Source organism: Methylophaga sp. (genome assembly GCF_965655755.1).
Taxonomy (GTDB): Bacteria; Pseudomonadota; Gammaproteobacteria; order Nitrosococcales; family Methylophagaceae; genus Methylophaga.
Genome location: NZ_CBFHHW010000006.1, coordinates 30128 through 53632 on the forward strand (window position 1 = coordinate 30128; position 23505 = coordinate 53632).

Here is a 23505-nt window from a genome sequence, read left to right on the forward strand (position 1 = left end):
TGATATAAAGTTCATATAAGTAATAAAGTCAGACGATCTAACCTTATTTCCATCGGCACTATGACCCTTGGATGAGAGGCGGTCGCAGCGAATGAGGAATTCTTTAATGTTGTCATGGTTAGCAGGCAAACGTATCCGTATTTCAATACGTGCCACAGTTATCGGATTTTTCTTGTTTGCGACGCTGGTGACAGCCTCGGTTGCGATTAGTCTTCAATACTTTTTCAGTACCAGTATGGCTACGGACGCTACTTTAGCTGTCTATAAGAGAACAGCTGACAGTACCAGCGATTACTTAACCACAGTAGATAGCCGCTCAGCCTCAGCAACAAAAATCCTCAGTCAGTTCACCCGTTTTGAAAGTGGCAGCAATATCAGCCTGGATTCTAGGCAGCTGTTTGCTGAAGCAATGCAACGCAACCCATCGTTCTATTCGATTTATATTGGCTTTGACAACGGTGATTTATATCAGCTGATCAATCTAGATGCAGCGCCGAACGTACGTGGACAGCTACAAGCTGAAGCTGAAGACCGGTGGGTCATGACCAGAGTGACCGGCAAAGGGACGCAGCGTATGCGGCGATTCGAATTCTTTGATGCAGAATTCAACTCCCGAAAAGTGCGGACCCATAAAACGGACTATGACCCTCGTAAACGGCCCTGGTTTGTTGATGCCACCACCGATTCAGTCAATAAGACGGCACCCTATCTGTTTCAGCACTTGCAAGAGCCGGGAGAAACCTATTCGACCAGAATTAAAGCCAATAATGCTGTCTTAGCCGTTGATATAACGCTGGCATCATTATCGAGTTTCTTGCAGCAACAAGAGTTGAGTGAGGATAGTGAAATCTATCTTTATCAGGAAACCGGCGAAATTATTGCTTCTAATCAAAAATCACGTAAATCGAAACCTTTACCCACAGCGCCGGAAATTTCGCTATCCCCTGAGCAGCAGGAATTGATCGAGAGCATTGAATATCTGACCGTTTCAAACGAAATTGACTGGCCGCCAATAAATTTTGCAGCATCAGGGCAACCCTATGGTTATGCCATTGACGTGCTTAACTATATTTCTGACATGACCGGGCTTTCAATTCGCTATGTGAATGGTCTGTCATGGAATGAACTCGCAGAGATGTTTGTGGCAAACGAGCTGGATGTTTTGCAACCCGTCTTTTTTGATGAAAATAAACAATGGTTGGGAGAGCTGACTGAACCGTTTTTACAGGTTCCTTATGGCGTTATCACCCCTGAAGGTGCTACGTCTATCAGTCATATTGATGAATTGGCCGGAAAAACAGTAGCTATACCTCAGGGGTGGTCAGTCGCGAATAACCTGCAGGACAGCTTTCCTGAGATTAATATTGTCCGTGTAGAGAATGTCCGTGCCATGTTTGATGCGGTCAGAAATGGTGAAGCAGATGCCGCAATTGATACTGCCCCGATTCTGAATTACACAGCGCAACAGTTCTTCATTGATGATGTGGTGTTGAATCAACCACTGGATTTCGGCGATACGGCTATGCCGATGTCGCTGCATTTTATGATTAACAAGTCAACGTCAGGTATGACTCAGCTGTTTAATCTGGCTCTGGCGAATCTCGGCCCCGAGCATAAAAAAGCGCTTTCCCAAAAATGGCTGGAAGGAGGCACTAAAATGATTCGGCAACTGGGGGCCGTGCCTTATGCTGAGCTGATAAAAATAGCTCAACAAGGGGTGCCAGAGGGGCTGGAAACAATCACATTAGATGGCCGTGAACATTTTGTGTATGCAACGCCTTTTGGTGAGTCCGAGGGTAAACAGGATTACTTTGCGATTGTGACGCCGGTTGATACGGTACTGGCGCCGGGACTGTCGAAAGTTAAAACATCCATTGCGCTTACATCCGCCGCTTTGTTTTTACTTTTGCCGATATCATGGTTACTGGCTTCGCCCATCGTTAATCCAATTCGCAAACTAGCGGATGACAGTGAAAAAATCACACAACGTCGTTATAAAGAAGTCACCAATGTCCAGAGCGATATTGTCGAAGTGGGGGATTTAGCTGCGTCGATGAGCAATATGTCTGCTGCCATTCAACGCCATGAAAAACAGCAGGAAGAGTTGCTGGATGCCTTTATTAAAGTGATCGCACAGGCTATCGATGATAAGTCACCGCATACTGCCGGACACTGTGAGCGTGTTCCGCAGTTGGCCTTTATGCTGGCAAGAGAGGCAGAAGAAACCACAGAAGGACCGTTTAAAGACTTTGCCTTCAAATCTAAAGAAGAATGGCGCGAATTTCAGGTAGCGGCATGGCTGCATGATTGCGGCAAAATTACGACGCCAGAGCACATCATTGATAAAGGTACCAAACTGGAAACCATTTATAACCGCATTCATGAAGTCAGAATGCGATTTGAAGTGCTGTGGCGTGATGCTGAAATTGATTATTTAATCGAAAAAGCTGAGCCCGGTGCTGATGCCGCTGAACTTGAGAAAGCCAAACACATAAAACAGCAGAAGTTGCGTGATGAGTTTGCGTTTATTGCTAATGCTAATGTCGGCGGTGAGTTCATTAGTGAAGAAGATGTAGCACGTCTTCAGGAACTGGCAGAGATTACTTGGCAACGTTATTTTGATGATCAAGTGGGTCTATCATCTGGTGAAAAAGCCCGACTCAGCTCTGCACCCAGACCACTTCCCGCCACAGAGAAATTACTGGTCGATAAACCTGAGCAATTAATCGAACGTCATCACAGTACTGATTACGATCCTAAGTTAGGGATCAAGATGGAGGTACCACATTACCTCTATAATCAAGGTGAGTTATATAACTTATCCATATCCAGAGGCACGCTAAGCGCTGAAGATCGCTTCAAAATCAATGAGCATATGATCAGCACAATCAAAATGCTGGAAAGCTTGCCCTTCCCGGAGGAACTGAAACGCGTACCACGATATGCTTCAACCCATCATGAAACCATGAAGGGAACAGGCTACCCACGTAAATTGACCGGTGATCAATTGTCCACGCCAGAACGTATTATGGTGTTGTCAGATATCTATGAAGCCTTAACGGCGGCCGATAGACCCTATAAGAAAGCCAAGCCCGTTAGTGTGGCATTGGATATTTTGTACAGCATGGTGCAAAACAATCATGTCGATGTTGAAGTGTTTGAGTTATTCCTCGAGTCCGGTGTCTACCTTGATTATGCTAAGCGTTTTCTGCCGGCAGCCCAAATAGATGAAATCGATATTAGCAAGTATTTCAGAAAGCCTGATAAGTCGTGATCAGCTAAAATAGTCGTCATGGAACAATACATCAACAGGCAGCTTGCATTGCTGCAAGGTAAGTAATAAATGGCGATTCAGTGGTATCCGGGTCATATGCACAAGGCCAGCAAAGAAATGAAAAAGATTCTGCCACAGGTGGATCTGATCATTGAAGTGCTTGACGCGCGTCTGCCATTCAGCAGCCAAAACCCAATGCTCGCTGAACTCAGAGGCGATAAACCCTGTATTAAGGTATTGAACAAAATCGATCTCGCAGATCCGGAATTGACCACAATCTGGCAGTCTCATCTGGAACAAGACATAAACGTCAAAACCCTGACAATGAATGCGCAACAAAATGATCGCATAGCGGATCTGATTTCTCTCGCGTTGAAAATGGTACCGAATAAAGCGCAAGGCGTTAAGAATGTCCAAACCATGATCATGGGTATTCCCAATGTAGGGAAATCGACGTTGATCAATAGTCTCGCGGGTCGCCATATTGCCAAAACAGGAAATGAACCGGCGATCACAAAAATGCAGCAGCGTATTAAACTGGATAAGGGCATTGTGCTGCATGATACGCCCGGTGTGTTATGGCCCAACCTAGAAAATCCCCACAGTGGTTACCGGCTTGCTATCACGGGTGCAATCAAAGAAACCGCCATCGATAATGATGATATTGCACTCTATGCGGTCGAGTATTTATTGGAGTCCTACCCGGATTTGTTGCAGCGACGCTTTGATCTGCCCGATTTGCCGGATTCAGGTATACAAGCAATGGAGTCCATCGGTAGCAAGCGGGGCTGTCTGCGGTCCGGTGGTAGAGTGGATCTGGAGCGGGTAGCAAAAATAATTCTGACTGAAGTGCGTGCCGGTATGCTGGGTCAAATTACATGGGAAACGCCTGACATCGTCGAACACGAATGGAACGAAGTGCTGGTGGTGCGTGAACAAAAAGCTGCCAAGAAAGCCGCGCGTAAACAAAAGCACCGTCAATCTTCACGCTAAACCTTTACCTCCATACGACTCATCACCTAATCATTCAAAAGCAGGCATTGATGTCTTTCGGTTTTAAATGATAATGATTTGCATTTAGATTAATGGGTGTTTATACTCATTTTCACACTTTGTCATTGCGGGGTGAAAAAATGAAAACAGCACAGATTAATAGCCAAACTAAAGCCAGTATTCTCTTAGCCTTTGAACAGGACAAGCTTGAAATGCTTATCCACGAAGGCAAGCTTCATGCTGCCGACTTTAATTGTTTGGATAAAACCTCCAAACGCAGCGTCTGGAACATGCTGCTATCTGCAGCCGCGAGGACGATGCAATCATGAATGCGCCACTCAAAAAACAACCAGACTGGCGTAAAGAATGTTTGCTGGCAGCCAATCAGCAACTGGAAAATCAATATCTTCATTATCCATCTGCGTGCCTGGCGTTACAGATAAGCCGAAATTATCGTCTTTTGTTAACACAAAATGATCAGCCTACAACCAAACAAAATTGGCAATCACTCTCTAAACAATGGTGGCAGATGTATTGTGATCATCGTTCAGGTGATAAACGACCCATTGTGAATAGCTAACCCCATTTATTAAGGAGCTTTTATGGCATCTACATCCTGTCACCCGACAACCGTTTATGAGTCAGCAACGGTTGATATTCAATATTGCTCTGATTGTCAGATGATTCATTTAACAATGGGCTCGATCACGATTCGAATGACAGAACACCACTTTTCACAATATGCCCAGGATATCAGCAAAGGATTATTTGAATTTAATGCAGGTGCACTCGATCAGGCGGGACTTCGTATGATGATGTGACATAAAAACAACAATTATTCAGTTTTGTTACAAGAGTAACGAAAGTTAATGATAATGATTCGCAATCTATGTATAATTCTATCCAGCTTAAACTTGAGGATAGGAGAGCATAGTGAAATTTAAACCAACAATATTGGCTACATCGTTTGCCATAGCGGTTTCATCAAGTATATACCCATCAGTTGTTCTTGCTGAAGACGTTCCTGCCGAACTGGATACAGTCACGGTCATTGGTGGCAGTGAAGCCGTTCGAAAGTTACCAGGCTCAGCGGCTGTAGTGAGTAATGAGCAACTGAAACTAGAGGCTGCAACTGATATAAATCAAGTTCTAAAAACGGTACCTGGTATCTATATTCAGGAAGAGGATGGTTTCGGCTTGCGTCCAAACATCGGTATCCGTTCAGCGGCACCAGGACGTAGTGAAAAAATTACCCTGATGGAAGATGGCGTGCTGATTGCACCGGCACCTTATTCTAATCCAGCGGCCTATTACTTCCCGACTACCTCACGTATGCACTCTATTGAAGTACTCAAAGGAGCGCCGTTATTACGCTATGGTCCGCAAACAGTAGGTGGTGTTGTTAACTTAGTGTCTACGCCTATTCCTGAAACCAATCAGGGCAGTGCCATGTTTATGATGAATGATCGTGGCGCTGCCGATCTGCATCTCAATTATGGCGGCAAAACCGGTCCCTGGGGTTACTCGCTCGAAACCGCACAGCGTCATTATCAGGGTTACAAGGATATAGATCGTTTTGACGATAATAGTGGCTTCCAGATTGAAGACTATGTAGCCAAATTGTCCTGGGAAGGAGAACGGAACAAATTCCTGTTCAAACTTCAGCGCTCGATGGAAAACTCCGATGAGACTTATGCTGGCCTCACTGATGTCGACTTCCGCCGGGATGAGAATCGTCGATATGGTCTGACTCATATTGATGAGATGGATAATGATCACACGGGTATTAATCTTAGTCATGTCTTTGACTGGAGTGAAAATCTGACCTCAACCGTAACCGTTTATCAGAACAAATTTAATCGTAACTGGTTTAAATATGACGGTGATAACCCTGAAACAGGCGACAATATTCTTGATGATGCCAATGGTGGCAATGCTGATGCACAAGCCATCCTCGATGGTAATCGTGATGTTGCTGGGCTGGGATACAAAAATAATAACCGCTCTTATGAATCGCGCGGGGTTCAAGCCAATTTTAACTGGTTGCTAGGTGAACATGACTTAAACTTTGGTGCCCGTGTGCATCATGATGAAATGGATCGTTATCAGCCAGTTGATGTCTACGATCAGGTAAATGGCAATCTTGTTTATCAAAGCACTACAGCGCCATCTGGAAGCAATAACCGGTATGAAGAGGCTGATGCATTCAGTTTGTGGCTGACTGATGACTACCAGATTACAGAACGACTGTTGCTGAACCTTTCTCTGCGTATGGAAGACGTTGAAACAGAGCGAAATCAATACGCTAATGCTGCTCGTACTCAGCTCGATGATCCCGAAGATCAGAGAGAAAACGATTATCGCGAATATATGGCAGGTATCTCAGCGACCTACGATCTCACGGATAGTTGGCAGGTACTGGCTGGTTTTCATGAGGGCATGACACCATTGGGCGGTGGAGCCCGTGATGGCGATGAGCCTGAAACCAGTGATAACTATGAGCTGGGTGTTCGGTTTAATAAAGGACTGTTCTACTCAGAGGCAATTGCATTTTATAGCGACTTCAATAACTTTGCCGAACAGTGCTCTGTTGGTAATCCTTGTAGCAATGGCCAAACTTCGGGCTCTGAAGTATTGGGTGGTGCTGAAGTCATGGGGCTTGAATTCCAGGTAGGTACTTTGTTTTCTGCTGGTCAGTTCGATATCCCCGTTGATTTGATGTACACCTACACCGATGCTGAAACCACCGATGAAGGCGGTGCTGAGGATGGTCTAACATTACAAAGCATTCCTGAAAATGTCGCTAGTTTACGTGTTGGTTTGGAGCATAGTAGCGGTTGGAACAACTACGCAGTGGTTAAATACATCGACAAAACCTGTGCTGTTGCAGGGTGCAATAAGTCTAACTCATCGTTTGATGAGACGGACTCTTTAACGACTGTTGACCTGATGAGTCGTTACCGTTTAGATATGGGCCCTGTGGTGTTTGTGAAAATAGAAAATTTGTTTGACCGACAGGAGATTATCTCTCGCAGCCCATTTGGTGCCCGTCCAAATATTGAGCGAACCGCCTGGGCTGGTGTTCTGGTTGATTTTTAATTTAACAGATAATACGAATAAAAAAGGCAGCCTAGGCTGCCTTTTTTGTATCACTTAGTTCCTAGGTTACGCATCTTACTTTATCATTGACTGACGGATAACTTATCCTTGTTAAGGAGTGTGAATTAATGCCCAGTAAAAAACGGGGTGCAGAACGGATTCTGATGATAGGCATTGCTTTTTTGATCCTGTGTCAGTTACTGAGCGGCATGATTGTCAATCATGCCGGCATGTTTAAGCTGGATCAACGCTATATCAGCTGGAACTGGCTGATGACCCATTATGGTATCGGTGATGCTGAGCCGGATGCTGTTTTTCTTATCGATAACAAAATTCTTTCCCAGTTTGATACTCAACTATTCGTTGACGACAAACCTGTTACCCATATCCATCGTCCTTTGATCGGCGGTATTGTACTTGAAGCGCTGATGGTGCTTGCCACTGATAATGCATTGATTTTACTGACCCGTGACGGTGAGTTGGTCGAACGAATGGGGGCAGAAGCGGGCGTACCTGCACCAATACAGAATATTGGTACTTATCATGGTGAACCGGTAATTCAGGCACGTAATGGTATGTGGCGAAGTAACTTTATGCTCGATGAATGGGAACCGATTTCTTTAGCCGGCGTCTCATGGAGTAAACCCTATCCATTACCAGATGCTGTAGCCAAGGATCTTAAACAGTTTTTCTATGGACAAGGTGTCTCAGTTGAGCAATTGATGCTCGATATTCACAATGGCCGGATTTTAGGAAGCTTTGGCGTATTCCTTATTGATATATTGGGCCTCTTGCTGGTGGCGTTGTCGTTTACAGGACTGTGGATGTGGGGGAGGCGACGCAATTAATCAGATTGGTATGATTCTGACTAGAAATAAGGAGTGGAACAAACAATGAGACAGGCAGGTTTTCCGTATTTGCCGAAAGATTTTGTCCAAACTGAGGACGGTCTCATCTTCGCTGTAGTCAGTTATCATCCGCATCAGCAAAAAGTAGGTAGTTTTCTGCGCTATGCCAGTCACGGCGAAGCGTGGCAAAAAGTCGATACAGCTCAAGCCCATCGCCTACTTTCTCGTCACTATCCGCAATACCTTTTTAAGTCAAAGCAATTTGACGCAGAATTTCATGCGGTCAAGATCACAGACATTGTTACTCATCATCGCCCGGAACAGCGTTTAAGAACATTACTCGCACGTGAACCTGAGGATGAAATCGAACAAAAACTCCATAAATTAATCACTATATTGGTGCAGCTCGGCGTTAATTGTGACTTATTGGGGCTTACCGGATCGATGTTGATTGGTCAGCAAAAAAAAGGTTCCGATATCGATCTGGTCGTTTACGGCCGGGAAGCATTCCACCAGACACGGGAAGCAGTCAGACAGGCCGTAGCTTCCGGGCTATTCGATGCATTAGATCTATCTCTCATGAAAGACAATTTTCACCGTCGTGGTGGCGAACTTAATTTTGATGATTTTGCCTGGCATGAATCTCGCAAATTCAATAAAGCAGCAATTGATGGCACCAAGTTTGATATCGGTATGGTGTGTTTACCTGAAGAGCTGGAACACGACCATCATCATTATATAAAACAAGGGATTTCTACTGTCAAAGCCGTGGTGCTGGATGACCATCGTGCTTTTGATTTTCCTGCCCGTTATCTGATTGATAATGAAATGACGCCAGAAGTGGTGTCGTTTACGCATACGTATGTGGGTCAGGCGAGAGTGGGAGAAGTAATTGAAGTAACAGGTGCCGTTGAATGTGACTCCGCTTCGGGTCAACGAAGACTGGTAGTCGGGTCAACGCGAGAAGCTATTGGTGAATACATAAAGGTGTGTAGATAATTATGAGTGAAGTGGTAAATCCCGCTAAGGCGGATATTGGTCTGGTTGGTTTGGCTGTAATGGGGCAAAATCTGGTTCTGAATATGAACGACAATGGTTTTACCGTTTCAGTTTATAACCGGACAACCAGTAAAGTAGATGAATTCCTGGAAGGGCCTGCAAAGGGTACCAATATTCTTGGGTTTCATGAATTAAAATCATTTGTCGAAAGCCTGAAAGCACCACGTAGAGTGATGCTGATGGTAAAAGCGGGACCTGTTGTTGATGCCTTCATTGAACAACTGGTGCCTTATCTTGATAAGGGCGACATCATTATCGATGGTGGTAACTCGCTTTATAACGATAGTGACCGCCGCACGCATCAATTACACAAAAAAGGCATTCTGTTTATCGGCAGTGGTGTTTCAGGTGGTGAAGAAGGCGCACGTCATGGACCGTCTTTAATGCCTGGTGGTAATAATGCGGCATGGCCTCATATCAAACCTATTTTTCAATCGATTGCGGCCAAAGTAGATGGTGAAGCATGCTGTGACTGGGTGGGTAATGATGGTGCCGGTCACTATGTGAAAATGGTGCACAATGGTATCGAATACGGCGATATGCAGCTTATCTGTGAGGCATACCAGATGATGCGTGAAGGTCTGGGCATGAGCGGAGATGACATTCAGCAGGTATTTGCTGAATGGAATGACGGGGTGTTGGACTCATATCTGATCGAAATTACCCGCGATATTCTTGCCGTCAAAGATGATAACGGAGCATTGCTGGTTGATAGTATTCTGGATACTGCTGGCCAGAAAGGTACGGGTAAATGGACTGGTATGAATGCACTGGACTTGGGTATCCCGCTTACGCTGATCGGTGAAGCGGTATTTTCCCGTTGTCTGTCAGCGCGAAAAGAGGAGCGTGTTCGCGCCTCGAAAGTATTACCGGCTATTTCAGCTACATTTGATGGCGACAAAAAAGAAATGGTGAATGCCATTCGTGATGCCTTGTACGCCTCAAAAATTATTTCCTATGCGCAGGGTTATATGTTGATGCGGGAAGCGGCAGAAATATATGGTTGGGAACTTAACTATGGCGGTATCGCTTTGATGTGGCGTGGTGGATGTATCATCCGCAGTCAGTTTCTGAGTAAAATCCGTGATGCGTTTGATTTAAATCCAAAGCTTGAAAATCTGTTATTGGATGATTTCTTTATTGATGCGATTACAGAGGCTTTACCTGGCTGGCGTAAAGCTGTGGGTACGGCAGTAGCGCTGGGTGTTCCGGTGCCGACCTTCAGCAGCGCTTTGTCATTCTATGATGGTTATCGCAGTGAACGTTTGCCGGCTAACCTGTTGCAGGCGCAACGTGATTATTTTGGTGCCCATACCTATGAGCGTATTGATAAACCCCGCGGCGAATTTTTCCATACCAACTGGACAGGTCGGGGCGGTAATATCTCAGCCTCAACTTACGATGTCTAACGGTTTAATTTGATGAGAATAAAAAGGCGGTCAGAGACCGCCTTTTTTGTATCAGGAATGCGGCTTTCCCGTGAGCTGAGCTAATCGCGTTTTCCGTTTTAGTGTCAGCATCTGGTTGGGTTCACCGACAATGTAGATATTGCCATCATTATCTACAGCCACACCTTCTGGCTGTTTCATTATTGGCCATAAGTTAAGCAGACCTGCTTTCAGCGATAGCGATGAAACCGCAATCCCCTGTAGATTGAGTGCATGCAGGCTCTGAGATTCTTCACTCAAGACCAACAGATACTCTTCGTCACCATCGTGCAGCATGCTGATTCCGGCATAATCTGAAACATCAAAAGGTAGCTCATTGTTAAGCCTGGATGCATCGAATTGAGGCTCGGCATCATGCATGGTGTGATGCATGACCTTAGGGGGCTGTTCATGGGCAACAAAAAAACCATAACGTGCCGACCAGGTAACACCTTCGAGGCCTTTATTATTATCGTTGGCCCAGTCCAGAGGGACATGTTGCGTCTCAGCATAGTCAATGCTGACCGTGTCAGAATCAATATAGAAAAACACTAAGCGATGGCGACGCTCTTCGGATACCACGAACAAGCCATTACCAAGGTAATCAATACTTTCAGTATCAGAAAAGCCGTCCAGCGTAATACGACGAATTACCTCTCCTTGTTTGCTGAGTTCAATCATTTCTTCAGGGTTATTCAACACCGCATAAAGGTGATCACTCTCCGGGTGATAGGTCAGCCCAGACAGATTATCTTTGATTGTTTTTAGGGTGACCGGTTGACCAATATCATAGTGATAGTTGAGGTCCCATTCGGAAACATGTGCCTGAGCATCTGGGGTGAATGGCTTGTTGATAATAATAAGCCCCAACAGCAGAAAGCCGAGAGCGACTGAAAGGTATTGCAACTGTCCCGATTTTTGTCTCATAGCAAACCTATATGGGCCATTAAAGTAACAGTAATCTAGCGTAGTAAGCTTAATTCAAGATGAATATGCCCTGATTAACGCATAAAAAAATGACGGCATGATGACAATAGATTGAAGGCTAAGGGGGGAGCGCCAATCAGATCAAAAGCGATACAGCTTTGACTTGGGCAAATACAGTTTTACCGGCGACTAATTTAAGGTGATCGGCAGATTTGGCGGTGATGCGGCTAAGGATGATCTGCCCACCCACGTTAAGACGGATCAATTTTAGCGAACTTCCCTCACTGAGCATTGATTCAATGGTGGCAGGAAGAATATTTAAAATGCTTGTTTGTTCGGGGTGTTGAAGGGAAACACTGACATCACGTGCCATAATTCTCAACCGGACTTTATCGCCCTGGTTTAAGTTGTTCCGATTTACCGTGATGTTTCCACCGGCAAAGGCTAGTGAGCTTAGTCCATATAGATCATCATGTGCAGTGACAACAGTATCGAGCACGGCGGCGGCTTCTTCGTAATGGGCAAAAGGCAGGGTAAGCTGGGACAACATTTCCACTGTCCGGCCACTGGCCAATTGCTGCCCTTTTTCTAAAAGAAGCAGGTTATTACTTAAACGAGCGACTTCATCCATTTGATGACTGACATACAGCATCGGTATATCTAACTCACAATGTAACGATTGAATATAGCGCAGGATTTCATGTTTATGTGCGATATCAACCGCAGCGAGCGGTTCATCAAATAACAACACCGCAGGTGAGGTAGCTACTGCACGGGCAATAGCAACACGTTGTTTTTCACCACCTGAAAGATTTTCAACGCTGCGATTCAATAGCGGTGCGAGGGCAAGTAAATCAATCGCTTGCTCCAGAGAGACACGGCGTTTATTTTTTGTCTGACGTTTGAGACCAAACTGCAAATTATCAAATACATTGAGGTGTGGGAAAAGACTGGCATCCTGAAACACAAAACCAATATCACGTTGATGGGCAGGTTTGAAATAATGCTCATCCTGCCAGATTTTATCGGCCATTTTGATAAAACCGGTAGCCGAGCTTTCCAGTCCTGCAATGGCGCGCATCAAACTGGTTTTGCCACAGCCTGATGGACCAAAAACAGCGGTTACCTGACTGGATGACACGCTCAAACTAGCGTTGACATCAAAGTCTTTACGGGGAATCTTGAGTTTAACATCGAGACTACTCATGAGCGTAAAACACTAAAGCGTCGATTGAGCCCATAAACCGCCATCAGCATAAGAAATGATAACAACAATAAAATAGCGGATAGCCAATGGGCCTGCGTGTATTGCAGTGATTCAACATGGTCATAAATGGCAATAGAAATGACTTTGGTTGAACCCGGAATATTGCCACCAATCATCAACACAACACCGAACTCACCAATAGTATGAGCAAATCCCAATACCGCCGCCGTCAGGAAACCCGGCCTCGCCATCGGCACCATAACACTGAAGAATCGATCAACCGGACCGGCGCGTAATGTTGCTGCCTGCTCCATAACGTTATTACCAATAGCGGTAAAGACATTTTGCAACGGCTGAACCACGAAAGGCAGCGAGTAAAATACAGAGCCAATCACCAGGCCGGTAAAGGTAAAAGCCAGAGGTCTGCCACCCAGCGCCTCAGACAAACCACCGATGGGACCATGGGGACCGAGCATTATGAGTAAGTAAAAACCAAGCACGGTAGGCGGTAATACCAACGGTAAAGCAATAACCGTTTCAATTAAGAATTTATAGCGCCATTGACTCCGAGCCAGCCACCAGGCAAGAGGGGTACCAATCAACAATAAGATGACGGTGGTGATAGCTGCCAGTTTGAGTGTGATGGCAAAAGCCATTAAATCAGCATGCATTGTCAGGACACTTCATAGCCATAGTCTCGAATGATTTGTTTGGCCTTTGCACTCTGAATAAAGTCCATAAAAACTTTGATGCCGATCTTATTCGTAAGTCGGACGGCGTCTTGCTCGATCGGCTGGTAAAGTTCAGCAGGAACCATCCAGAAACTGCCTGTTTCCAGTTTCATTCGCTGTTTAATTTGAGCTAAGGCAACAAAGCCCAGCTCGGCATTACCACTTTCAATAAAGTGATATGCCTGTCCAATGTTCTCTCCGCGTACGATTTTCTCCTGCAAAGGTTGCCACAGTCTTTTCGATTGCAAAAATTGTTGCGCTGCCAGGCCATAAGGCGCAAGTTTGGGATTCGCTATGGAAAGGTGCCTGAATGACATTGACGAGAGTATCGCTGCTTCCGAATCGATCAAATCAGGATCGCCACTCCAGAGTACGATCTTGCCAGTAGCATAAGTAAAGCGGGAACCGGACACGATGTAATGGTTTAGCTCCAGTTGCTTTGGACGGAACGTATCCGCAGCGAAAAAGGCATCAAACGGTGCTCCATTGAGTATCTGGGCATAGAGTTTCCCGGTCGAGCCCGATATCAGAATGACTTCATGCGCTGACTGTAATTCAAACTCATGAACCAGTTTTGCCATCACATGACTGAAATTACTGGCAACAGCCACTTTGAGTTGAGCAGCATTAAGCTGAAAAGGCAAAAAAAGCAGAATTAGTAAAAGCAGCTTTTTAAAATGCATTCATTTATCCCAATGAGACAAGCGATATGCATCATCACGCATATCGGATGGCAAAAAATCTAGCCGGGTAGTTTTTCTGCTTGTTGGCTTAGAAACTGTTCAAACTCACGATCAGTCTGACGGTATGTAGCGACAGCTTCTTTGCCAGTTTCGGTGAGTTCAGCATGACCGCCACCACGCCCGCCTGAGCTAAGCTTGGTTAGCGGCCTGTCACTGTGTTCGTTCATTGATTTGACCAGTTTCCAGGCGTAGCGATAGGACATACCCAAGGCCGCCGAGGCAGCGCTCAGCGAGCCTAATTCATCAATTTTCTCTAATAATTCAACCCGTCCATGACCAATTATGGTGCCCGCTGGGCCTTCAATCCATAATCTGCCATGTACGGTAAATTGCGAAGCCATGATATTTTTCCAAACAGACGATAATTTATCGTAATGTATGAACATGCATAACGCAATCTAAAAAAACGGCGATGTCGCCATCGCCGCTTTAAAAGCCTTTCATCGCGTTATGATCAGCTTTTAACCTTTTCCTGCATTGTTTTGCAGTAATGAATGACGATAATCGAACCACCTAATAGCAGTATCGCTGAGGTAATCCCCATAATTCGCCAGGTATCGAGATTTTTCATATCGAGGATCAGATAGCGAGCCAATGCAACAATTGCGATATACAGCGGTATCTTGATCGGTAGTTCACCGGATTCGTAATACACTGCGACCATGGTCAGTACTTCGAGATAGATAAACAGCAACAATAGATCGGTTAACGATACATAGTTGTTATCCACCATAATCTTGATTTCGATGCCAATCGCAACCAAAGTTGCAAGTGCAACAACAACCAAACCAAAGTCCTGTGCCAGAGCGAGTGAACGACTCACCGTTTTTTTAACATGATGTACCATAAGCATTTCTCCTATTGCCTATTAAACACCACACATCAGAATGACTGTTTTTTAAACATGCTCTTGAGAGTTGTTTAAGAAGCAGAGATTTAGCGTGTGGTCGGGGGATACTACCAGAAAAAATTATTAGAAGTTGTCTCGTTTTCCGTAATTTTCGACAAACTGGAACCAGAGTCAAATATGGAAGTACAGAATAGTTAGATAATTTTAAGTGTCAGATAGGGGACGAGATTAAACACAATGATGAGAATTTTATAGAAAGCGAGGTAGTGAAAATAAGCTGGTTTAAGCGATGCTCTTTCCAGCCCGGTCAATTTCTGGTGAACTCTGATAACAAGCGATCGAAAAAGAGTCAGCATCAGGGTGCTGAATATCAGTAAAGCCACATTGATGACTGTCATCCAGCCAAATAAAGCGATCAATGAATCTATTGTCATAAGCATGGGGTCGGCCGAGTTACCGCCGCCGCCCTCCCACAAGTAATAATACAACACCTACACCAATTGCCCCGGCACCGGCCCAGGTTGGTATCGCCACGTTCTCTTTTTCTTGAACTTCGAGTTCAAGTGGCCCCAATTTGGCTTCATGGGTCTCTTTGGTAAAACTGAAACCACCATAGACCAGACCGGCAGTGCCAGCGATAATCAATAAAACGCCGATAATACGCGTAAACGTCATTGTGGATTCCTTTTATTCATGGCCTGGTGCATTTTCACTGTTACCCGGACCATCAGGATCATGACCTGGCGGGACCTTATGATGCAAGTGACCATGACAGGCGGTTAAACTGAATATAACAACTAAAGCTGATGCAAGTAACCACTTTCTAGTCATTCAGGGCTCCCTGATTTTTAAAATAGAAGAAAACCATATCATGCTGGTTTTATAAATTCATGTGGTGGAGGGGAGGTCGTCGACGCTGTGGGGCTTAAACGTTCTTTATTCTGCCATCGTTTCCTTGAACGCAGATTCAACCTGAATCATTTCAGGTTGCCACAATTGCGATAAATCTTCATTGGAACGAAATTGCTGTGTTTCCGGTTCCGGTTTTTCATAGCGATCGGACGACATCAAAGCCCGGGTCGCACAGCCAGACGCCGCCACCATAACAAATAAGAGGCATAAAAAGCGTAACCCTCGACTACCAACATCTCTGACTGACCCTATGAACATATATTGCTCCTGTGATGAACATCCCGATGCTATCGCAAAGTCAGTTTTTATGTTGAGTTTTATTGTTCTACAGCCATCACTTTGCTGGTGTCATGTAAGGCTCGTAGTTTTCAATGTAATCATTGATGTTTTCCTCGAGCATTTTTCGGTATTCTGCCATGAAATAGTCAATGACTTCCTGTTTATGTTCACTCATTTCTTCAGCACTATCAAAACCACATGCACTCAGCCAGGCATTGAATCTCGCTGTGCTATACATCATCGAGGCACTGACTTTTCCTCGACTGATCGAGTCAGATATTTGTTCATTTGATAAATAAATGTGCGCGTCTGCCCGTTCAAAAAATGTTTCATCATCCACTTGTAGGTTGGCTCCTATAATTTCGTTTTATAATAAAAAACCGCAGGAAGCTCATACATCAGCCTTCCTGCGGCATCATTAGTTTTAATAAAGGGATTACTTATTTCGTTTACATTTGCACAGGCAATCGACACTCCAGCTACCACCACCGGCAAATACAAAGTAGAGGAATACAAAGCTAAACAGGGTTGCAAGTTCACCACCATTATTCAATGGCCAGAAATCCTGTGGTGCGTGGGCAATAAAATAGGCAAACGCCATTAAGCCTGATAAAAGGAATGCAACGGGTCGTGTAAACAGACCAATAAGCAGCAAAAATCCACCAAATAATTCTAATGTACCAGCCACGCCTGACATTGAAAATAAATCAAACGGATAGCGCTGTTCAGCCGGAAAGCCAAAAATTTTCTGAGCACCATGCTGCATAAACAGGAATGCTGAAATAATACGAACGACACTTAATACGCGTGGTTGCCATGCGGAAAGAAAGTTTTCCATTTTCTCTTCTCCTCGTTAATTTATAGATTTTTTTAGGGTTCTTCGTCTACGTCATCCATATCGGCCTGGCCCGATAAGCGGCGTCTGACATGTGACCATGACATTCCTACAGCCAACACCGCGGCGATAAGGAATAAGACGATAAAGCTTAATACGGTAACGTTATCAATGCCGAGCAGCCCAAGATCGACTAGCCACCAGATAATGATAGAAAATAAACCTATTGCCAGCAATAAGCCAAAACCACCTAGTGATCGCAGTGTTGCTCTGAGATAAATCGTCCAGCCAATTAGGAGGATAATTGAGACTAAGGCGAAGGGAGGTGATAGCAGAATAGCATCACCAAACAGCACATCTTTCGCCCAATTATAATAACTTAAATCGGTGGGGTTATAAGTAACGTAAACCAACGCAAGAGCAAAGACAAAGCGAAGAAAAAAGCCTTGTGAATTGAATTTCTGAGCCATACAAATCCTTGATGTATTCGTCGAAGGTCAGGCCATCATAGCGTTTAGAATGGGTTTCGGAAACCCGTGTTGAGTTTAAGTATGCGAGGCGTTAGCGAATTTGAAAATCGCTGAATTGGTCAGTGGCGGGTTGTTCGCTGATCGTAACGTTGCTGACTTTCGCAAAGCAGGGACCTTTTTCTGCCCATGCCATCATTTTCTGCAATGCAGCTTCATCTCCTTCAACAAGCATTTCAACGCGGCCATCAGGCAGATTTTTCACCCAGCCCATCAATCCTAACTGTTGCGCTTTTTCCCATGCACTGACACGGTAACTGACACCCTGAACGTGGCCGCTTATCAGTAAATGATGCTGTTTTATTCCCATTCAATCGTAGCGGGTGGTTTGCTCGAAATATCGTAAGTAACGCGTGAAATACCGGTTGTTTCGTTGATAATTCGACGCGAAACCAAGTCCAGAAATTCATAGGGTAAGTGCGCCCAGCGCGCTGTCATAAAATCAATGGTTTCCACAGCACGCAGAGAGACGACATAGTCATAACGACGGCCATCACCCATAACGCCGACGGATTTTACGGGCAGAAAAACAGCAAATGCCTGGCTTGTTTTATCGTAGAGATCGTGGTTTCGCAGTTCTTCGATGAAGATATGATCGGCTTTACGTAACAGATCGGCATATTCTTTTTTGACTTCACCGAGAATACGTACCCCCAGACCCGGTCCTGGGAATGGATGGCGGTAAACCATGTCTGAGGGCAGACCCAGTTCAACACCTAATTTACGCACTTCGTCTTTGAAAAGTTCACGCAGTGGCTCAATCAACTTGAGTTTCATGTGTTCTGGTAAACCACCGACATTGTGATGGGTTTTAATCACCTGCGCTTTACCTGTTTTGGCAGCGGCAGATTCGATTACATCGGGATAGATCGTACCTTGTGCCAGCCAGTTCACATTTTTCAGTTTTGAGGCTTCTTCATCAAAGACTTCAACAAACTCGCGGCCGATGATTTTACGTTTTTCTTCCGGATCATTGACACCGGCAAGTTGACTCAGAAAACGATCTTCAGCATCAACACGAATCACCTTAATACCCATGTGTTTGGCAAACATTGCCATCACTTGTTCACCTTCGTTTTCACGAAGCAAGCCGTTGTCCACGAATACACAGGTAAGCTGATCACCAATCGCCTTGTGTAACAAAGCGGCGACTACGGAAGAATCAACACCACCTGAAAGACCTAGTAATACTTCATCATCGCCTACTTGCTCACGCACGGTGGCGATGTGATCTTCAATGATATTGGCAGAAGTCCATAAGGTTTCACAGCCACAGATGTCAGTCAGGAAGCGTTCAATCATGCGTTGACCCTGAGTGGTATGGGTCACTTCAGGGTGGAATTGAACACCATAGAAATGACGTTCTTCATCAGCCATACCAGCAATCGGTGCACTGTCTGTGCTGGCGATAACTTTAAAACCCTGAGGCATTCCAGAGACACGGTCACCATGGCTCATCCAGACATCAAGCATGCCCCAGCCTTCTTCAGTGGTGTGATCTTCGATATTCTTTAGTAGTTCGGAATGGCCGCGTGCACGAATCTGGGCATAGCCAAATTCACGATGATTGGAGGATTCAACCTGTCCGCCTAATTGCGTGGCCATGGTTTGCATACCGTAGCAAATACCAAATACAGGCAGGCCTAATTCAAACACGACTTTTGGCGCGCTGGGTGCTTCATCGCCAATAGTAGAATCGGGACCACCGGACAAGATAATGCCTTTGGGATTGAATTCACGAATCTCGGCTTCGGTGATTTCCGGGTTACGTAATTCACAATAAACACCGGCTTCACGGATACGACGCGCGATGAGCTGCGTGTATTGCGAACCGAAATCAAGGATAAGAATACGATGATCGTGAATATTGCTGGTCATTGAGGTTTCTTCAACTCTGTTAATGAGAACTGCCCCGAGTGGGGCAGTGTTTTATTAGTTAACGCGGTAGTTTGGCGCTTCTTTAGTGATGGTTACGTCATGGACGTGACTTTCACTCATGCCCGCCGCGGTTACTTTGACGAATTGGGGGATGGTTCGCATCTCTTCAATAGTGGCTGAACCGGTATAGCCCATGCTGGCGCGGATACCACCAATCAACTGGTGAACAACGGCGCCCAGACTACCTTTAAATGGAACACGACCTTCAATGCCTTCCGGTACCAGCTTGTCTGTTGCACTGGATTCCTGGAAGTAACGGTCGCTTGAACCTTGTTTTTGTGACATCGCAGCCAATGAACCCATTCCTCGGTATGACTTATAAGCCCGTCCCTGATAAAGCTCGACTTCTCCAGGCGCTTCTTCAGTACCGGCGAACATGCCACCAATCATTATGCTGTGGGCGCCGGCAACCAGCGCTTTGGCGATGTCGCCCGAGAAACGGATACCACCATCAGCAATCAATGGAACGCCGGTACCTTCAAGGGCCGTGGCGACATTGCTGATAGCGCTGATTTGAGGTACACCCACACCCGCAACAACGCGAGTAGTACAGATAGAGCCAGGACCAATACCGACTTTTACTGCATCTGCACCGGCTTCCACTAATGCCAATGCGGCTTCCCCGGTTGCGATATTACCGCCGATGACCTGAATTTGAGGGAAGTTTTGCTTTGTCCATTTAACTTGATCTAAAACGCCTTGTGAGTGACCGTGAGCAGTATCAACCACAATCACATCAACGCCGGCAGCAGCGAGTGCTTCGATACGCTTATTACTTTCAGCACCGATACCAACGGCAGCGCCTACACGCAAACGCTCCTGAGCGTCTTTGGACGCATGTGGATTATCCGTTTGTTTCTGAATGTCCTTGACTGTAATCATGCCGGTCAGGTGGAAGTTATCATCGACTACCAGTAACTTTTCGATACGGTTGCTATGCAACAGGTTTAAAACTTCTTCTCGTGAAGTATCTTCCTGCACCGTAACCAGATTGGCTTTCTTGGTCATAATTTCAGAAACCGGGTTGCCGTAATGCGTTTCAAAACGCAGGTCACGGCTAGTAACGATACCCACTAATTCTTCACCATCCACCACCGGCACTCCAGAGATGCTGTGTGCACGGGTCAAGTCAACGACTTCACCGATAGTTGTATTGGGGGTGACCGTGATCGGATCGCGAACTACACCACTTTCAAACTTTTTGACCTTGCGAACTTCATCCGCTTGTTGCTCAATGGTCATGTTTTTGTGCAGAATACCCAGGCCGCCTTCCTGAGCCAGCGCGATGGCCAACCGACTCTCGGTGACGGTATCCATTGCAGACGAAATCAATGGTATTGTGATGGTGATGTCACGTGTCAATTTTGTTGCAAGATTGACATCCCTTGGGAGGATATTTGAATAGGCGGGTAGTAGCAATACGTCGTCAAACGTCAGGGCTTCTTGAGCAATTCTCATCGGGCACGTTCCTGAAATTACTGTAAAATGATCGTGCAATTATATCAGGAAGTTCTGGGTTTATGATATCTACAAATACATCTGATTCACGAGGTACGCTGGCAAGCCGTGCTGTGAAAGATGTGTATCCGGTTTCCCGTCTGGTACGTGAAGCCCGTGTGCTGCTGGAAGGCTCTTTTCCTTTGCTTTGGGTTGAAGGCGAAATATCTAATTTGGCCATGCCAGGCTCGGGGCATATTTACTTCACGCTTAAAGACGAAGCCGCGCAAGTTCGCTGTGCCATGTTTCGTAATCGTAATCGGCAATTACGTTTTAAACCAGAAAATGGGATGCAGGTGCTGTTACGAGTCAGAGTTACTCTGTATGAAGGGCGCGGCGAGTTTCAGCTTGTCGTTGAGCACATGGAAGAAGCTGGAAGCGGCGCATTGCAGCGTGCTTATGAGGCGCTCAGACAACGGCTGGGAGAAGAAGGGCTGTTTGACGAGGCGCATAAAAAGCCGATTCCAGCGACCCCCCACACAATCGGGATTGTTTCTTCACCAGATGGTGCAGCTGTTCACGATATTTTAAGCGTGCTTAAACGCCGTTTTCCCTCGGTGGCGGTGATTCTTTACCCGGTGGCGGTACAGGGAGATGATTCAGCCAGACAGTTGGTCGATGCCATTAATCTTGCTGAGTATAGACAAGAATGTGATGTACTCATCATAGGTCGTGGCGGAGGTTCGCTGGAAGATTTATGGAGTTTTAACGATGAGAAACTGGCAAGAACGCTGTTTAGTTGTTCATTGCCGGTTATTTCAGCGGTGGGCCATGAAATAGATTTCACCATTGCTGATTTTGTTGCCGATGTCAGGGCGCCGACCCCTTCCGCGGCGGCTGAGATCGCTGTACCGGATGCCAAGCAATTGCTGGCAAACATTCTGGGATTAAAACAGCGGCTGACAGGGATGATTCGACAGTGGCTTGCCACAGAGCAACGTCATTTGCAGCATCTACAACGTCGTTTGCCACGTCCCGACGTGCAATTAAAACAACAAAAGCAGGTGTTAAGCCAGCAAAGCAGACTACTCGACTCTGCCTGGCAGCGTGCTGTGACGAGCAGACAGCAAAAGCTGGATTTTTTGACTGCAAGGCTTAAACATCCCCGGGCACAAATCGATAAGCAACAGTCCAGATTGTCTGCCTTGACGCATCGACTGACACAGGCGTTCAGAGCTGAATTGAAACAAACAGAAACGGCGCTAAGCAGTTTGCAACATCGTTTGCAGCGTCAATTGCCGGAACAGGCTGTGGCACACCATCGACATGCACTCAATAGCCTCAGTAAACAACTCAACAGACTTATGTTGTTGCGACTGGATAAGGCGAAACACGGTTTATCACAGCAGGTTAGAACGTTAGATGCCGTGAGTCCGCTCAATACCCTTGAACGCGGTTACAGTATTACTACACGGAAATCGAATGCCGAAGTATTGACCCGGGCTGATGATGTTGAGGTCGGTGAAACGATTCAAGTACGCTTATTGAAAGGTCATCTGGCATGTGAGGTGAAAGGTGTGTCTGAAAAATAGAGTATTGCTCGGTCTGTTACTGCTATTTTCATCGCCGGTCTTTGCTTCTGAACTGCCACAACAATCACCGGTTCCCGGTGGTGTCATGATCATTCCTTTATCAGCACAAAATAAAATGAAACCGGAAGTGGTTTTTCAGGGTAAGCCGGTAATGGTGGTAGCGTCTGATGGGCGGTGGAAAGCTGTGCTCGGTGTTCCGCTCGCTCTAAAGCCGGGTACACACAAAGTGGTCGTTACTCGTGGGGATGAAAAAAGCACGGTGTTGTTTGATATTAAAGATAAACAGTATCCGACTCAGCACATTACGATCAAAAACAAGCGCAAGGTGAACCCAAACCAGTACGATATGAAGCGCATTAACAGCGAGACAGCTCGCATTGATGCAGCTTTACAGCAATGGACCGAAAAAGCGTCTATCCCTTTTGATTTTATTTGGCCGCTGAAAGGACGGGTCAGTGGATTATTTGGACGTCGTCGTGTTTTCAACGGTGAACCTCGGAAACCACACAGCGGGATGGACATTGCTGCCGCCACAGGGACTATTATTCAGGCACCGGCTGAGGGCATTGTTCGAGGCACCGGACATTATTTTTTCAATGGCAATACGGTATTCATCGATCACGGACAAGGCCTTGTGACGATGTTTTGCCATCTGGAGCAGATTACAGTCGAGGATGGCCAGGCAATCAGACAGGGTGAGAAGATTGGTACCGTGGGTGCGACTGGACGAGTCACGGGTCCTCATCTGCATTTAGGGGTGAGTCTTAACGATGAAAGGGTAGAACCGACCTTATTTTTCCCGCCACAAAGCGCATTGAAACACTGAG

The 23505-nt window shown here is 45.7% G+C and carries 27 protein-coding genes; 11 read left to right on the plus strand and 16 right to left on the minus strand.

Annotation, left to right across the window (positions count from 1 at the left end; genetic code table 11):
- Positions 1-106: 106 nt before the first annotated feature.
- The 9 genes from ACTF5U_RS03575 to gnd all read left to right on the plus strand — a co-directional run bounded on the left by ACTF5U_RS03575 (position 107) and on the right by gnd (position 10682).
- A complete protein-coding gene (locus ACTF5U_RS03575; RefSeq protein ID WP_438970267.1) occupies positions 107-3274 on the plus strand; it encodes an HD domain-containing phosphohydrolase in 3168 nt (1055 codons plus the stop codon).
- A gap of 69 nt (positions 3275-3343) precedes the next feature.
- Positions 3344-4267, plus strand: coding sequence for a ribosome biogenesis GTPase YlqF (ylqF, locus tag ACTF5U_RS03580; protein WP_438970268.1), 924 nt, complete (start codon positions 3344-3346; stop codon positions 4265-4267).
- Between the two features lie 140 nt (positions 4268-4407).
- Positions 4408-4596: a hypothetical protein gene (locus ACTF5U_RS03585; RefSeq protein ID WP_438970269.1), complete on the plus strand. Its 189-nt coding sequence runs from the start codon at positions 4408-4410 to the stop codon at positions 4594-4596.
- Complete coding sequence (locus tag ACTF5U_RS03590) at positions 4593-4847, plus strand: hypothetical protein (RefSeq protein WP_438970270.1); 255 nt, start codon at positions 4593-4595, stop codon at positions 4845-4847. Before ACTF5U_RS03585 ends, ACTF5U_RS03590 begins: the two co-directional genes overlap by 4 nt.
- 22 nt (positions 4848-4869) lie before the next feature.
- Entirely contained in the window at positions 4870-5088 is a 219-nt protein-coding gene (locus tag ACTF5U_RS03595; RefSeq protein ID WP_438970271.1) for a hypothetical protein, read from the plus strand.
- Between the two features lie 112 nt (positions 5089-5200).
- Complete coding sequence (locus tag ACTF5U_RS03600; protein ID WP_438970272.1) at positions 5201-7366, plus strand: TonB-dependent receptor family protein; 2166 nt, start codon at positions 5201-5203, stop codon at positions 7364-7366.
- Positions 7367-7494: 128 nt separating this feature from the next.
- Positions 7495-8214, plus strand: coding sequence for a PepSY domain-containing protein (locus ACTF5U_RS03605; protein WP_438970273.1), 720 nt, complete (start codon positions 7495-7497; stop codon positions 8212-8214).
- Between the two features lie 45 nt (positions 8215-8259).
- The gene (locus ACTF5U_RS03610; protein ID WP_438970274.1) at positions 8260-9213 is read left to right on the plus strand and encodes a nucleotidyltransferase domain-containing protein; all 954 of its coding nucleotides are present in this window, start codon (positions 8260-8262) and stop codon (positions 9211-9213) included.
- A 2-nt stretch (positions 9214-9215) separates the two neighbouring features.
- A complete protein-coding gene (gene gnd / locus ACTF5U_RS03615) occupies positions 9216-10682 on the plus strand; it encodes a decarboxylating NADP(+)-dependent phosphogluconate dehydrogenase (RefSeq protein ID WP_438970275.1) in 1467 nt (488 codons plus the stop codon).
- 51 nt (positions 10683-10733) lie between these two features.
- On the opposite strand, the gene ACTF5U_RS03620 is transcribed toward gnd, so the two are convergent.
- The 16 genes from ACTF5U_RS03620 to guaB form a co-directional block, all read right to left on the minus strand.
- Positions 10734-11627 (minus strand): SdiA-regulated domain-containing protein, encoded by an 894-nt coding sequence (locus ACTF5U_RS03620; protein WP_438970276.1) that lies wholly within the window; start codon positions 11625-11627, stop codon positions 10734-10736.
- Positions 11628-11763: 136 nt separating this feature from the next.
- Positions 11764-12834, minus strand: coding sequence for a molybdenum ABC transporter ATP-binding protein (gene modC, locus ACTF5U_RS03625; protein ID WP_438970277.1), 1071 nt, complete (start codon positions 12832-12834; stop codon positions 11764-11766).
- The gene (gene modB / locus ACTF5U_RS03630) at positions 12831-13505 is read right to left on the minus strand and encodes a molybdate ABC transporter permease subunit (RefSeq protein WP_438970278.1); all 675 of its coding nucleotides are present in this window, start codon (positions 13503-13505) and stop codon (positions 12831-12833) included. The genes modC and modB overlap by 4 nt, the downstream gene beginning before the upstream one ends.
- 2 nt (positions 13506-13507) lie before the next feature.
- Positions 13508-14248: a molybdate ABC transporter substrate-binding protein gene (gene modA, locus ACTF5U_RS03635; RefSeq protein WP_438970279.1), complete on the minus strand. Its 741-nt coding sequence runs from the start codon at positions 14246-14248 to the stop codon at positions 13508-13510.
- Between the two features lie 59 nt (positions 14249-14307).
- Entirely contained in the window at positions 14308-14649 is a 342-nt protein-coding gene (locus ACTF5U_RS03640; protein ID WP_438970280.1) for a winged helix-turn-helix domain-containing protein, read from the minus strand.
- A 113-nt stretch (positions 14650-14762) separates the two neighbouring features.
- A complete protein-coding gene (locus tag ACTF5U_RS03645; protein ID WP_438970281.1) occupies positions 14763-15155 on the minus strand; it encodes a phosphate-starvation-inducible PsiE family protein in 393 nt (130 codons plus the stop codon).
- Positions 15156-15352: 197 nt separating this feature from the next.
- Positions 15353-15598, minus strand: a complete 246-nt coding sequence (locus tag ACTF5U_RS03650) for a DUF6868 family protein (RefSeq protein ID WP_438970282.1) — start codon at positions 15596-15598, stop codon at positions 15353-15355.
- Positions 15599-15611: 13 nt separating this feature from the next.
- Complete coding sequence (locus ACTF5U_RS03655) at positions 15612-15833, minus strand: hypothetical protein (protein ID WP_438970283.1); 222 nt, start codon at positions 15831-15833, stop codon at positions 15612-15614.
- A gap of 12 nt (positions 15834-15845) precedes the next feature.
- Entirely contained in the window at positions 15846-15989 is a 144-nt protein-coding gene (locus tag ACTF5U_RS03660) for a hypothetical protein (protein ID WP_438970284.1), read from the minus strand.
- A 105-nt stretch (positions 15990-16094) separates the two neighbouring features.
- The gene (locus tag ACTF5U_RS03665) at positions 16095-16328 is read right to left on the minus strand and encodes a hypothetical protein (RefSeq protein ID WP_438970285.1); all 234 of its coding nucleotides are present in this window, start codon (positions 16326-16328) and stop codon (positions 16095-16097) included.
- 76 nt (positions 16329-16404) lie between these two features.
- On the minus strand, positions 16405-16689 hold the full coding sequence (locus ACTF5U_RS03670) for a DUF3144 domain-containing protein (protein ID WP_438970286.1): 285 nt from the start codon (positions 16687-16689) through the stop codon (positions 16405-16407).
- 96 nt (positions 16690-16785) lie between these two features.
- Complete coding sequence (locus tag ACTF5U_RS03675) at positions 16786-17187, minus strand: DoxX family protein (RefSeq protein ID WP_438970287.1); 402 nt, start codon at positions 17185-17187, stop codon at positions 16786-16788.
- A 32-nt stretch (positions 17188-17219) separates the two neighbouring features.
- Entirely contained in the window at positions 17220-17654 is a 435-nt protein-coding gene (locus ACTF5U_RS03680; protein ID WP_438970288.1) for a DUF6524 family protein, read from the minus strand.
- A gap of 91 nt (positions 17655-17745) precedes the next feature.
- Positions 17746-18021 carry an acylphosphatase gene (locus ACTF5U_RS03685; RefSeq protein WP_438970289.1) on the minus strand — a complete coding sequence of 92 codons (276 nt, stop codon included), beginning with the start codon at positions 18019-18021 and terminating at the stop codon, positions 17746-17748.
- Positions 18012-19589, minus strand: coding sequence for a glutamine-hydrolyzing GMP synthase (gene guaA / locus ACTF5U_RS03690; RefSeq protein WP_438970290.1), 1578 nt, complete (start codon positions 19587-19589; stop codon positions 18012-18014). The genes ACTF5U_RS03685 and guaA overlap by 10 nt, the downstream gene beginning before the upstream one ends.
- A gap of 54 nt (positions 19590-19643) precedes the next feature.
- Positions 19644-21107 (minus strand): IMP dehydrogenase, encoded by a 1464-nt coding sequence (gene guaB / locus ACTF5U_RS03695; protein ID WP_438970291.1) that lies wholly within the window; start codon positions 21105-21107, stop codon positions 19644-19646.
- Positions 21108-21169: 62 nt separating this feature from the next.
- Here guaB and xseA point away from each other — a divergent pair, with 62 nt between their 5' ends.
- Together xseA and ACTF5U_RS03705 are read left to right on the plus strand one after the other, a co-directional pair.
- Positions 21170-22678, plus strand: a complete 1509-nt coding sequence (gene xseA, locus ACTF5U_RS03700; RefSeq protein ID WP_438970292.1) for an exodeoxyribonuclease VII large subunit — start codon at positions 21170-21172, stop codon at positions 22676-22678.
- The gene (locus tag ACTF5U_RS03705) at positions 22662-23504 is read left to right on the plus strand and encodes a peptidoglycan DD-metalloendopeptidase family protein (protein ID WP_438970293.1); all 843 of its coding nucleotides are present in this window, start codon (positions 22662-22664) and stop codon (positions 23502-23504) included. The genes xseA and ACTF5U_RS03705 overlap by 17 nt, the downstream gene beginning before the upstream one ends.
- Position 23505 lies beyond the last annotated feature (1 nt).